The 12,183-nt window shown below is 71.6% G+C and carries 12 protein-coding genes and 3 tRNA genes; 6 read left to right on the top strand and 9 right to left on the bottom strand.

Translation table 11 applies throughout. The annotated features are described in order from the left end of the window. Positions 1-47: 47 nt before the first annotated feature. On the bottom strand, positions 48-458 hold the full coding sequence (locus tag AC3EO4_RS11800) for a MarR family winged helix-turn-helix transcriptional regulator (RefSeq protein ID WP_379568331.1): 411 nt from the start codon (positions 456-458) through the stop codon (positions 48-50). Positions 459-521: 63 nt separating this feature from the next. Here AC3EO4_RS11800 and AC3EO4_RS11795 point away from each other — a divergent pair, with 63 nt between their 5' ends. After that, a complete protein-coding gene (locus AC3EO4_RS11795; protein WP_379568333.1) occupies positions 522-950 on the top strand; it encodes a MarR family winged helix-turn-helix transcriptional regulator in 429 nt (142 codons plus the stop codon). Here the strand turns inward: AC3EO4_RS11795 and AC3EO4_RS11790 are convergent. Together AC3EO4_RS11790 and AC3EO4_RS11785 are read right to left on the bottom strand one after the other, a co-directional pair. Next, complete coding sequence (locus AC3EO4_RS11790) at positions 947-1,852, bottom strand: arginase family protein (protein WP_379568335.1); 906 nt, start codon at positions 1,850-1,852, stop codon at positions 947-949. The genes AC3EO4_RS11795 and AC3EO4_RS11790 overlap by 4 nt on opposite strands. A 152-nt stretch (positions 1,853-2,004) precedes the next feature. Next, positions 2,005-2,349, bottom strand: a complete 345-nt coding sequence (locus AC3EO4_RS11785) for a MerR family transcriptional regulator (protein WP_379568337.1) — start codon at positions 2,347-2,349, stop codon at positions 2,005-2,007. 153 nt (positions 2,350-2,502) lie between these two features. Here AC3EO4_RS11785 and AC3EO4_RS11780 point away from each other — a divergent pair, with 153 nt between their 5' ends. Further along, positions 2,503-3,909, top strand: coding sequence for an MFS transporter (locus tag AC3EO4_RS11780; RefSeq protein WP_431895335.1), 1,407 nt, complete (start codon positions 2,503-2,505; stop codon positions 3,907-3,909). Positions 3,910-3,930: 21 nt separating this feature from the next. Here AC3EO4_RS11780 and AC3EO4_RS11775 read toward each other — a convergent pair whose 3' ends face one another. Then, positions 3,931-4,536 carry a TetR/AcrR family transcriptional regulator gene (locus AC3EO4_RS11775; RefSeq protein ID WP_379568341.1) on the bottom strand — a complete coding sequence of 202 codons (606 nt, stop codon included), beginning with the start codon at positions 4,534-4,536 and terminating at the stop codon, positions 3,931-3,933. A gap of 80 nt (positions 4,537-4,616) precedes the next feature. Here AC3EO4_RS11775 and AC3EO4_RS11770 point away from each other — a divergent pair, with 80 nt between their 5' ends. Next, complete coding sequence (locus tag AC3EO4_RS11770; protein WP_431895563.1) at positions 4,617-5,024, top strand: VOC family protein; 408 nt, start codon at positions 4,617-4,619, stop codon at positions 5,022-5,024. Here AC3EO4_RS11770 and AC3EO4_RS11765 read toward each other — a convergent pair. After that, positions 5,017-5,874 carry an aldo/keto reductase gene (locus AC3EO4_RS11765; RefSeq protein WP_431895333.1) on the bottom strand — a complete coding sequence of 286 codons (858 nt, stop codon included), beginning with the start codon at positions 5,872-5,874 and terminating at the stop codon, positions 5,017-5,019. The genes AC3EO4_RS11770 and AC3EO4_RS11765 overlap by 8 nt on opposite strands. Further along, on the bottom strand, positions 5,859-6,701 hold the full coding sequence (locus tag AC3EO4_RS11760; RefSeq protein WP_431895331.1) for an NAD-dependent epimerase/dehydratase family protein: 843 nt from the start codon (positions 6,699-6,701) through the stop codon (positions 5,859-5,861). The genes AC3EO4_RS11765 and AC3EO4_RS11760 overlap by 16 nt, the downstream gene beginning before the upstream one ends. Before the next feature lie 80 nt (positions 6,702-6,781). Here AC3EO4_RS11760 and AC3EO4_RS11755 point away from each other — a divergent pair, with 80 nt between their 5' ends. Next, entirely contained in the window at positions 6,782-7,666 is an 885-nt protein-coding gene (locus tag AC3EO4_RS11755; protein WP_379569172.1) for a LysR family transcriptional regulator, read from the top strand. A gap of 108 nt (positions 7,667-7,774) precedes the next feature. Here the strand turns inward: AC3EO4_RS11755 and AC3EO4_RS11750 are convergent. The 3 genes from AC3EO4_RS11750 to AC3EO4_RS11740 form a co-directional block, all read right to left on the bottom strand. Further along, positions 7,775-7,846, bottom strand: a tRNA-His gene (locus AC3EO4_RS11750). A 2-nt stretch (positions 7,847-7,848) separates the two neighbouring features. After that, positions 7,849-7,922 (bottom strand) — tRNA-Leu (locus AC3EO4_RS11745). A 33-nt stretch (positions 7,923-7,955) separates the two neighbouring features. Beyond that, positions 7,956-8,026: transfer RNA gene (locus tag AC3EO4_RS11740), tRNA-Ala, on the bottom strand. Positions 8,027-8,521: 495 nt separating this feature from the next. On the opposite strand from AC3EO4_RS11740, the gene AC3EO4_RS11735 reads away from it, so the two are divergent. Together AC3EO4_RS11735 and AC3EO4_RS11730 are read left to right on the top strand one after the other, a co-directional pair. Further along, entirely contained in the window at positions 8,522-10,543 is a 2,022-nt protein-coding gene (locus AC3EO4_RS11735; RefSeq protein WP_379568347.1) for a hydantoinase/oxoprolinase family protein, read from the top strand. After that, entirely contained in the window at positions 10,540-12,168 is a 1,629-nt protein-coding gene (locus AC3EO4_RS11730; protein ID WP_431895328.1) for a hydantoinase B/oxoprolinase family protein, read from the top strand. Before AC3EO4_RS11735 ends, AC3EO4_RS11730 begins: the two co-directional genes overlap by 4 nt. The last annotated feature ends 15 nt before the right edge of the window (positions 12,169-12,183 follow it).

Below are 12,183 nucleotides of genomic sequence, written 5' to 3'. Positions count from 1 at the left end.
GGCGGCCCGAGACCGGCGGGCGGGTCGTCCTCGGCCTGTGACCGGCCTCAGCCGCCCAGGTTGGCCGACATCCTGGTCAGGACATCGATGGTGGACCGGTACTCCTCGGGGCTGATCCCGTCCGTCACCTTCGCGCGGGTGGCCGAGACCTGCTCCAGCAGGGCCGCGTGCGCCCGCCGTCCCTCCTCGGTGAGGTCGACCGGCTCGGCCGGCGTCAGCCAGCCCTTCCCGCGCAGCGCCTCGACGTACGGCCTCAGCGACGGCTCCTCCTCGCTGAGGAAGGGACCGAGTTCGGCGTCGAGGTCGGCCACGCTGCGCGGCCGCTTGAACAGGACGTTCATCACCTGCCAGTGGCGGCGCGTCACCCCCTGCCCCGCGAGCAGGTCGTCGAGCGAGCCCTCGACCAGAGCGTGCAGGTGCTTGATCCAGTAGCCGATGGGCTTGTCCATGTTCTCCATGTGTCCTCCATAGGTGCATGTCTTATGACAACTATATGTACAACTACATGTAGAATGGCAAGCATGGATGAACCGGTCGCCGCCGTCGAGCGGGCCATGGTGGAGATCCGCCGCCGTCAGAGCCGTCGCAGCCTGCACAGACTCGGCGGCGGCGGCCTCGATCCCGCGCTGTTCGGGGTGGTCGACGCGGTGGAGGAGGAGCCCGGCGCCACCGTCACCTCGATCGCCGACCGGCTGGGCGTCGATCAGCCGCGGGCCAGCCGCCTGGTCGCCAGGGCCGTCGAGGAGGGGTTGCTGCGCAGGGTCGCCGACCCGTCCGACGGCAGGCGTAGCACGCTGGAGCTCACCGAGCGGGGTGTGGAGCAGGCCGAACACGTGCACAGGCTGCGCCGCCAGGTGTTCGGCGACGCGATGAGCGCGTGGCCGGAGCGGGACCGCCGCGAGTTCGCCCGCCTGCTCACCGCCTTCGTCACCGCGCTGCGCCCCGGCTAGCGGGGTGGCAGGGCGTCGGCGTGCGCGAACGCGTCGAGCAGGCAGCCGGTGAGGTTGCGCTGCGCGACACGGCCGGGGTCGAGCGCGGGGTTGTAGATCGTCACGTCGAGACCCCTGATCCGCTCGTCGGCCAGCAGCGTCCCTGCCACGACGGCGAACTCCCGCCGGCTGAACCCGCCCGGCAGGCGGTAGTCGACCGCCGGCATCAGGACGTCGTCGAGCACGTCCGCGTCGATGTGGAGGAGGAAGCCCTCGACGCCCGCGCCGTCCAGATGGGCGAGCGCCCGCCTCGCCGTGTCCTCCGCTCCCGCCTCCCGCATCTCGGCGAGGGAGATGACGAGAGCGTCGGTGGCGCGCAGCGCGGCTCCGGTCTCCCGCTGCTCGTCCAGGTCGCGGTGGCCGATGACGGCGGCGGCGCGGCTCGGCACGAGCGGCCGGGAGCCGTCCAGGCCGGCGATCAGGTCCGTGCCGAGCCCGAACGCGAGGTACAGCTCGGAGTCCGACGCCTCACCGGTCGGCGAGTCCTCGGGCGGGTAGAAGTCGGTGTGCGCGTCGAGGAACACCAGGCCGTAGGCGCCTCTGCGGCGCAGCGCGAGCAGGCTGCCGAAGATGACGCTGTCGTCCCCGCCGAGCACGACGGGGAAAGCGCCCGCGTCGAGCACGCCGGCCACGGCCCCGGCCTGGCGCAGCGCCACGTCGGCGATGGCGTCGGCGTTGAGCAGCCGGCTCGGGTGGGTGCGGTCGGGCGAGTACGGCGGCGCCTCCACGACGGGGCCGAGGCTCGCGCCGAGCGCCTCGGCGAGCCCCGCGTCGAGCAGCGCGCCGCCGAGCCGCTCGACGCCCGGGACCAGGCCGAGGTTGGTCCGCACGTGGATGATCACAGGACGGTCAGGTCGCGGCATGCCGCCTCCTCTCCCCCCGCCACCTACCCAGGCCCTGCGGCCCGACGCGGGCCGCCCGGGCGATCGCACGCCGATGCAGTCGTGTCGAGGGTGCCCGCGAATGCCCGGACGCCCACGGCCCGCATACGTCAGGAACGGGACGACCCGCGCGGTCAGGGCTGGGACAGGTAGCCGGCCAGGGCGCCCCGGCTGCGCTGGAGGTCGTCGATGCGCTCGTCCATGGCCGCCAGTTCCCTGTCCATGATCGCCCGCAGGTCCGCGCACCAGTCGAACTCCGGTTCGCCGCCCCGGGTGCACGGCAGGACGACGCGGATCACCTCGGTGGACAGGCCCGCGTTCAGCAGCGCGCGCACCTTCCGCACGGTGATCACCGAGTCCTCGTCGAAGCTGCGGTAGCCGTTGAAGTCGCGCCGGGCGGTGATCAGTCCCTGCGCCTCGTAATACCGCAACAGCCTCGAGCTGACCCCCGTACGACGGGACAACTCCCCGATCAACATGCGACCACCCTGCCTGGCGTTGACCTTCCAACCGATGTCAAGCCTTAACGTCGCGCCCTGAGCAAACATTTCGCGCACGTCAGGCCAGGCAGCGAGCTCCCAGCCGGTGGCCCGTGCGCGGAAGCCGTACACCGTCCCGGAGGGTGGTAGGACATGTCAACCGGCTTGACCTCAGACGGCGGTGCCGTCGCGACGCCGGCTGCGGGGAAGGACTCTCCGCGCTGGCCGGCCAGATGGTGGATCGCGCTGCTCATCAGCAGCGGAGTGATCCTGTTGGACGGTCTCGACATCTCGATGATCGCTGTGGCCATACCCGAGATCCAGGAGGAGTTCGGGATGAGCGCGGCCGGCGCGCAGTGGCTGGCGAGCGCCTACATCCTGGCGTTCGGCGGATTCCTGTTGCTGGGCGGGCGGTGCGCTGACCTGTTCGGCCGGCGGCGGGTGCTGGTGGCCGCGATGGCCGTGTTCGCGATCGTGTCGCTGTTCGGGGCGCTCGCCGAGGACGGCGTTCTCCTGATCGTCTCCCGCTTCGTCAAGGGCATGGCCGCGGCGTTCACCGCGCCGGCGGCCATGTCGGTGCTGACCACGACCTTCCCCGAGGGCCCGCACCGGAACAGGGCTTTCGGCATCTTCAACGTCTTCGAGGCGTCGGGGTACTCGTCCGGCCTGCTGGTGGGCGGTCTGCTCGCGGCGCTGAACTGGCGGGCCATCTTCCTGCTGCCGATCCCGATCGCCGTGCTGATCCTGGTGGCCGCGCTGCGGTACCTCCCGGCGGACCCGCCGCGCACCGAGCAGTCACGGCTCGACGTCGGCGGCGCCGTGACGCTGCCGGCCGCGATGCTGCTGCTGGTCTTCACGGTGTCGGCCGCGACGGACGCCGGTTGGACGTCGCCGCGGACGATGGGCGGGTTCGCGCTCTCGGCTCTGCTGCTCGCCGCGTTCGTGGTGATCGAGCGCGGAGTGAGGGAGCCGCTGATCCGCCTGGGCATCTTCCGTGACCGCGGCCTGGTCGCCGCGAACCTCAGCGCGGCCCTGCTGTACGGCGGCGCCATGGGATTCCAGTTCCTGCTCGCCCTGTACCTGCAGAACCTGCACGGGTGGCAGCCGTGGCAGATGGCGCTGGTGCTGCTGCCCGCGGGGCTCATGGTGGTCGTCATGGGGCCGAAGCTCGGGGCGCTGATGAACCGTTTCGGCGTCACCAGGGTGCTGATGGCCGGGCTTCTCGCGTTCATCCCGTCGTACCTGCTGATGCTGGGCATCGGCCCGGAGCCTGACCTGTGGATCCTGCTGCCCATGTCCTTCCTCTGGGGGCTGGGCTTCGCGCTCAGCATCTCGGCGTTGATGGTCGCGGGCACCAGCGGGGTGGCCGACCACGAGCAGGGGCTCGCAGCCGGGCTGCTCAACAGCTCGCTGCAGGTAGGCGGCGCCTTCGGCCTCGCGGTCGTCACCGCGGCGATCGTGCCGGGCACCCGGCTGGACATGCTCTATCCCGGGGTGCTGGCCATCCTGGCGTTCGCGGTGCTGACGCCGCTGGCACAGCTGCTCCGCCGACCGAGGTGACCACGGCGCGGCCGTGCGCGATCAGGTCGAGCCGGAGGTGCGGCGCAGCGAGTCCAGCAGCCGCGACAGCGCGGCCTGGGTGTCGGCGAGGTCGCCCGGGTCGGCGGTGGAGGCCAGCCAGAGCGCCGCCTCGTTCATCGCCCCCGACAGCAGCCTGGTCAGCGGCGCGACCGGCTGCTCGACGATCACCCCCGCCGCCATCAGCTCGGTCAGCGCCTCGGCCAGGTGGCGGGCCGAGGCGGCCTCGTCCAGCGCCCGCCATTCGGTCCAGCCGAGGACGGCGGGCCCGTCGATGAGCATGATCTGCTGCACGTCGGGGTCGGCGCTGGCGGCGAGGAAGGCCTGACAGCCGGCCACGAGCTGCCTCCACGGGTCGTCCTCGGCGTCGGCGGTGGCGGCCACGCGCTCGCCCACCTCGTGCTGCACCTGCTCGAGCACGGCGCGGAACAGCTCGGTCTTGCTGTCGAAGTGATGGTAGAGGGCGCCCTTGGTGACGCCCGCGGCACGCACGATCTCCGACAGGCCGACGTCGGCGTAGCCGCGGGAGGCGAACAGCCGCCGGCTCTCGTGGAGCAGGGTCCGCCTGGTCTGCTCGCGCTGCGCCGCCCTGATGTTCTGCGTCGTCATCGTCTGGAGCCCCTTTGACATACCGCCGGTACGCGAACTAGGGTACTTCACATACTAACGGTATGCGAAAGGACGGCACCGTGAAGGTCAGCAGCTTCTACCCGGTCATCTGCACCGACCGCCTGCAGGACTCGCGTGACTTCTACACCGGCCGGTTCGGCTTCGAGATCACCTTCGAGGCCGACTGGTACATCAGCCTGCGACGCGAGGAGCACGAGCTGGCCCTGCTCGACCCGGCCCACCCGACCATCCCGGCCGGCTTCCGCGACAGGGTCGCGCAGGGCCTGCTGCTCAACATCGAGGTCGACGACGTCGACGCCGAGTGGGAGCGCCTCGTGGTGCGGGGCGGGCTGCGCGCCGAGCTGGAGCTGCGCACCGAGGACTTCGGCCAGCGCCACTTCATCGTCGCCGACCCCAACGGCGTGCTCATCGACGTGATCACCAACATCCCGCCCGTGGGCGAGTACGTCGAGCAGTACGTCAGCTGAGCCCCGGCAGCATGGCGAGCTCGTCGGCTTCGAGCTCCAGACCGGCGGCCGCCGCCGAGTCGCGGATGGAGCCGGGACGGCTGGCCCCGGGAATCGGGACGACCAGCGGCGACAGGGAAAGGTGCCAGGCCAGGCACACCTGCTGGGGGCTGACCCCGCGCTCCTTCGCGATGGTGTGGAAGGGCGTCTCGCCCGCGGGCCCCTCCTCGTCCAGCGCGCTGCGCGAGATGCCGCCCAGCGGGCTCCACGGCAGGAAGGCGATGCCGAGCTCGGCGCACAGGCGCAGCTCGCGCGCGCTCTGCCGTACGGCGGGCGAGAACCGGTTCTGGACGGAGACCAGGCCCGCTCCGAGCTCGCGGCGCGCCAGCAGGATCTGGTCCGCGTCGACGTTGGAGATCCCGGCCATCCGGATCTTGCCCTCGTCCAGCAGATCGCGCAGCGCGCCCACGGAATCGGCGAAGGGCACCCGGGGATCGGGCTTGTGCAGCTGGTAGAGGCCGATGGCCTCCACGCCGAGCCGCTCCAGCGACGCCTCGCACGCCCGCCTGAGGTGGCGGGGATCGCCGTCGACGGTCCACGAGCCGTCGCCGGGCCGGCCGCGTCCGCCCTTGGTGGCGATCAGCACGTCGCGCCCGCGGGTGGCACGGGTCAGCAGGCGCTCGTTGTGGCCGACCTCGTCGGCGTGCCAGTGGTAGGAGTCGGCGGTGTCGATGAGCGTGACCCCCGCGTCGATGGCGGCGTGGACGGTGGCGATCGCGCGGGCCTCGTCGGGTCGCCCCTCGATGGACAGCGGCATCGCGCCCATGCCGACGGCCCCGACCTCCACGGTGCCGATCAGGCGGCGGCGCATGCCCTCACCTCCTCGACGACGCCAGGCAGCCAGTCGCCGACCTGGGAGAAGGCGAAGCCCAGGCTGGTCGCGCGGCTGGTGTCCATGGTGAAGGCCCATTCGAAGGAGTACGGCGAGACCTCCTCGCCCGTGGCGTAGCGCGCCTCGCCGATGGCGGCGCACAGGCTCCGCACGTCCAGCTCGCCGTGCGAGGCGGCGTTGACGGGGCCGGTGAAGTCGGCCAGCGCGGCCCAGGCGAGGAAGCGGGCGATCTCCGGCTCGTGGATGAACGACGAGGGCCCTGGATTCTCGTGCACGATCACCGGCAGGCCCTCGGCGATCCGCCTGACGTAGTGCTCCAGCCGGCCGGTGAAGTCGGCGCCGCCGAGCACATGACCGCTGCGCACGCTGGCGAAGCCGAAGTCCCGCTGGGCCGCCAGCACCGCCTCGGCCTGGCGCTTGGCACCGCCGTAGCTCTCGTCCGGCGACCCCTGCGGGGTGAGGTCGACCACGCCCTCGGTGAACGGCGCGCCGTCGAGACCCGCGTAGACCTCGATCGTGGAGGTCATCACGTACCGCGCCGTCCTTCCCTCGAAGACCCGCGCGGCGATCGCCGCCTGCCGCGGCGTGTAGCAGATCTGGTCGACGACCGCGTCGAAGCTCCTGCCCGCCACCGCGCGGCGCAGCGCCTCCTCGTCGTCCCTGTCGGCCACCAGGTGGGTCACACCCTCGGGCGCGGGCGCCGACCCTCTGTTGATCACTGTGACGGCCGTCCCCTGGTCCCTGAGGTTCTCGACCATCCGTCTGCCGAAGTACCTGCTGCCGCCGATGACGCACAACTCGCTCATGCAGGCCAGCGTGCCGCCCTATAGTCATCAGCGGTAGTAGTGACCTACTTAACCAGTCATAAGGAGGGCTGTTGATCGACGTGCATCGGCTCGGCATCCTGCGCGAGGTGGCGGGCCATGGCAGTTTCAACCGTGCCGCGACCGCCCTGCGTCTGACGCCCTCGGCCGTCTCCCAGCAGATCGCCGCGCTCGAACGCACCCTCGGCACCCCGGTGGTCGAGCGGAGCACCCGCGGCGTCACCCTCACCGAGCCGGGCCGCCTGCTGGTGGAGGCGGCGGAGGCGATCGCCGCCGAGCTGAGCGACGCCCAGGAGCGCATCGACCGGCTGGCCGCGGGCCGCGCCCAGCTGACGATCGCCTCCTTCGCCAGCGGCGGACGCCCGTTGCTGCCGCCCGCGCTGGAGCGCTTCGTCGCCGACCACCCCTCCGTCGAGCTGACCATCCTCGAGCGGGAACCGGAGGACAGCCTGCCCCTGCTCCGGCAGGGCCGCGCCGACCTGGCCCTCGCCTACCACTTCGACGGGCCTGCCCCCGCCAGGCCCGGCGACCGTTCGGGCATGGACTGGAGGCCGCTCAGGGACGATCCGTTCCGCGTCGTCGTCCCGCGCGCCCACCGGCTGGCGGACCGTGCCGCCGTGCACCTGGCCGAGCTGGCGGGCGAGCGCTGGGTGCTCGGCTGCCTGAAGACCGTGGACCTGCTCCGGCACTACACGGAGCTGGCCGGCTTCGAGCTGCGGGTCTCCTGCAGCGCCACCGACTACTTCTTCGCCCAGTCGCTGGTCACGGCGGGGGTCGGCGTCGCCCTGATCCCCCAGATCGCGCTGCTGCGCTCGCCCGACCTGGTCGCCATCCCCCTGGAGGCTCCCAGCCCGTCCCGCTTCATCGGCATCGCCACCTCTCGGCGTCATCGGGGGGAGTCGCAGCAGTACGTCGACATCCTCGTCAAGCTCCTGACGACCGCCTGACGGCCCGGCACGTCGCGACATCCTCCGCACACGGCCACAGGGACGCGCCGGTCATCGTGCCCGTCGACCCGACCGGGGGCGGCGCCGCCGCCCGCCGTACGGGGAAAGGGTGATCGGCCGGATTCGAACCGGCCCCGCCCAGAGTCACAGTCTGGAGTGCTGCCGCTACACCACGATCACCGTACCGCCCCAGGGATTCGAACCCTGACTGTCCGCGCCCTGAACGCGGTGCCTCCTACCGTTGGGCTAGAGCGGCTCCCGAGCGGGTCGCCCCTTACTCGGTTCGTCGTGGACCGACGGGATCTCGAAACCCGAATTCCTGCTTGCAAGGCAGGTGTGATGCCTTTTCACCATCAGCCCGTGAAATGCCCGTCGCGGCGCCCGCTCGACAGCGGGGCGGCCCACGGGCTCTGCCGATGCCGCCGCGTGGCCGGCGAGCGCTGGCAGCCATCGGACGGCTCAGGAAACGGCAGATGCCGCCACCGCCCGGCCCCGAAACCCCGCGCGCCCACTCACCGGGCACGGGGGTTCGCCGAAAGCCTCTATGAAGTTCTCGTCGACGCAAAAGAAAAGCCGCCGGGGTTCTTCCCTGGCGGCCGTCGGGTTCGCTCAACCCTCGCGGGTCACCCGATATGCCGCCAGAACAGGTGGGCGAGGCCGCCTGCGATCAGCTTGGCGTGAATCACGGCTCGTCCTTTCCTGAAACATCCGGCTTCTTACTAGGACTGAGATTAGGCGGGACATTTCCTGGCCGCCACTCATTTAACCGGCGGGGGGTGCGGAACGCACGGAAACGGCGGGACGGCCGTGCACCCCGCACACCCGCAGGAGGCCCGGACCGCATACGGTGCCACCATGACTTTTCGCGTCGCCATGGACATCGGCGGCACCTTCACCGACGTGGTCTGCTACGACGAACAGACCGGTGCCGTGCTGGCCTCGAAGGCGCCGACCACCCCTGGAGACCTCGCCGAAGGCGTCTTCGCCGCTCTCGGCCGCGTGGTCGACGACCCGTCCCTGATCTCCTTCTTCGTGCACGGCACCACCCAGGGCCTCAACGCCCTCCTCGAACGCAAGGGCGCCAAGGTGCTGCTGCTGACCAGCGGCGGCGCGCGTGACATCTACCAGATCGCCCGCGGCAACCGCGACCGGATGTTCGACCTGCGCTATCGCAAACCGACCCCGCTGGTGCCCCGCCACGACGTCATGGAGGCGGCCGGCAGGCTCGACTGGCGCGGCGAGGAGCTCCAGCCGCTCGACGAGCAGGCCGTACGGCGGGCCGCCCACCGCGCGAAGGCCGAGGGCTTCGACGCCATCGCGGTCACGCTGCTGTTCTCCTACGCCGATCCGGCCCACGAGATCCGCGCCGGCGAGATCCTCAGGCAGGAGCTCGGCGACGACGTCCTGGTCGTGCTCAGCCACGAGGTGGCCAGGGAGTGGCGCGAGTACGAGCGGACCTCCTCGGCCGTTCTCGAGGCCTACACGGGACCGGTCGTGCGCGGCTATCTGTCGCGGATCGAGCAGCGCTTCGCCGAGCGCGGCCTGGCCGTGCCCGTGCACGTGATGCAGTCGTCCGGCGGACTGGTCAACGCCGGCTACGCGATGCGCCGCCCCCTGCAGACCCTGCTGTCGGGCCCCGTCGGCGGCACGATGGGCGGGGTGGCCGCGGCCCGCCTCCTCGGCCGCGGGAACGCCATCTGCGTCGACATGGGCGGCACCTCCTTCGACGTCTCCCTCGTCGTCAACGGCCGTCCTGACGTCAGCGCCGAGGCGCACATCGAGGGCTTTCCCGTGCTGATGCCGATCGTGAACCTGCACACCATCGGGGCGGGCGGCGGCTCCATCGCCTACGCCGAGGCGGGGGCGCTGCGCGTCGGCCCGGAGTCGGCGGGAGCCGTACCGGGGCCCGCCTGCTACGGCAGGGGCGGCGAGCAGCCGACCGTGACCGACGCCAACGTCGTGCTGGGCCGCGTCGATCCCGCCTGGTTCGCCGGCGGCCTGATGGAGCTGGACGTCGAGGCGGCGGGGACGGCCGTCGCCACGCTCGCCGAGACGCTCGACATGGACCCGCTCCAACTCGCCGAGGGCATCTGCGACGTCGCCAACGCCAAGATGGCTCAGGCCATCCGCACGCTCACGGTCGAGCACGGCGTGGAGCCGCGCGAGTTCGCCCTGGTGGCCTTCGGCGGCGCGGGCGCCATGCACGCCGTCTTCATCGCCCGCGAGCTCGGCATCGGCGAGGTGGTCGTGCCGCGCTTCCCCGGCGCCTTCTCCGCGTGGGGAATGCTGGAGGCCGACGTGCGGCGCGACCTCACCCACCCGTACTTCCGACCGCAGGACGACCTGGACGGCGAGGACCTGGCCGCGCGGCTGGCCGAGCTCGAACGCGACGCCCTGGCCGCGCTCGACGGCCAGGGGGTGCCGGCCGGCAGGAGGCGGGTCGAGCACGCGGTGGACATGCGCTACGAGGGCCAGGACTACACGCTCACGATCCCGCTCGCGGACGCCCGCGAGCCCGCGGGTCCCGGCTTCCTCCAGACGATCGCCGAGCGCTACGCCGAGGCCCACACCAGCCGGTACGGCCACGCCACCCCCGAGGCGCCGGTCGAGTTCGTCATGCTGCGCAGCACCGGCTTCGGCGCCTTCCCCAAGGCCGCCACCGCGGCGCCGACCAGCGAGACGCACCCGCCCGCCGTGCGCGACGTGATCTTCGACGGCCGGACGCACCGCACGCCCGTGCTGCGCAGAAACGCCCTGGACAGCGAGTTCGAGGGCCCCGCCATCGTGGTGGAGGAGACGGCCACCACGGTCATCCCGCCCGGCTGCCTGGCGACCCTCGACGCCAACGGATTCCTGATCATCAAGGTGACATCATGATCGACCCCGTGACCACAGAGATCATCCGCTGCGCGCTCCTTCAGGCGGCGGAGGACATGAACACCACGCTCATCCGCTCCTCCTACACGCCGGTCATCTACGAGGCCAAGGACTGCGCCGTCGCGCTCATGGACCGCGACCACAACGTCCTCGGCCAGTCGAGCGGTCTGCCGATCTTCCTCGGCAACCTGGAGGTGTGCACCCGCGAGACCGAGCGGATGTTCGGCCGCGAGGTCTGGCGGGAGGGCGACGTCTGGGTGCTCAACGACTCCTACATCGGCGGCACCCACCTCAACGACGTCACGGTCTACGGCCCGATCTTCGTCGACGGCGAGCTCGTGGGCTTCGCCGCGTCGCGCGCCCACTGGCTGGACATGGGCTCCAAGGATCCGGGCGGCTCCATGGACTCCACCTCGATCTTCCAGGAGGGCCTGCGGATGGGTCCGATGAAGATCTACGAGAACGGCGCGCCCTGCCGTGACCTGCACGAGGTCATCGCCCGCAACGTGCGCTTCCCCCACGCCACGCTCGGCGACATGCGCGCCCAGGTCGCCTGCGCGATGACAGGACAGCGCCGCCTGGCCGAGATCGTCGGGCGGTGGGGCGTCGAGACCGTCATGGCGGCCCGAGACGAGATCTTCGCGCAGACCGAGCGCCTCGAGCGCCAGGCCATCGCCGCCATCCCCGACGGCACCTACACCGCGGGCGGCTTCCTCGACAACGACGGCATCGACCTGAACACCCCCCTGCCGGTCAACGTCACCGTGACAGTCGCGGGCGAGCACGTCCACGTCGACCTCACCGACTGCGCCGACCAGGCGACGGGGCCGGTCAACTGCGGGGCCGCCCAGGCGGTCGCCGCGGTCCGCGTGGCCTACAAGCTGCTCGTCAGCGCCGACGTGCCGCTCAACGGCGGCTCGTTCCGCCCGCTCGACGTGGCCACCAGGCCCGGCTCCATGCTCGCCGCCCAGTCACCGGCCGCCTGCCAGTACTACTACTCCCACCTCGGCCTGCTCATCGACCTCGTCGTCAAGGCGCTGGCCCCGGCCGTGCCCGGCAGGGCCGCGGCCGCCTCCTACGGCGACTCCCTGATCGTCCAATTCACCGGCACCGACCCGCGCACCGGCAAGCTGTACGTCTCGCAGGAGGCGACCGTCGGCGGCTGGGGCGCGTGGGAGGGCGGCGACGGCGAGACCTGCCTGATCAACAACGTGAACGGGTCGCTGCGCGACATGCCGATCGAGGTGCTGGAAACGCTCTTCCCCGTCCGCGTCACCCGTTACGAGGTCCGCCCCGACACCGGCGGCCAGGGGCAGTGGCGTGGCGGCAACGGTGTCGTCCGCGAGTACGAGTTCATCGGCGACACCTCGCTGTCGCTGTGGTTCGAGCGCTCCGTCACCCCCGCGTGGGGTCTGGCGGGCGGCGCGGCGGGCGCGCCGCCCCGCGTCACGCTCAATCCCGGCACTCCGGAGCGGCGGGAGATGCTCAAGGTCAACGCCCTGCCGGTCAAGGCGGGAGACGTCCTGCGCTGCGAGTCGGGCGGCGGCGGCGGGTACGGCCCGGCCGATCTGCGCACCCCCGAGGCCGTCGCCGACGATCTCGCGCAGGGCATGGTCACCCGGTAGCGCGAGGCACCCCGC

The sequence above is a fragment of the Nonomuraea sp. bgisy101 genome, assembly GCF_057708945.1.
Note: the sequence above shows the minus strand (reverse complement) of the source record. Positions and strands in the feature narration are given on the sequence as shown.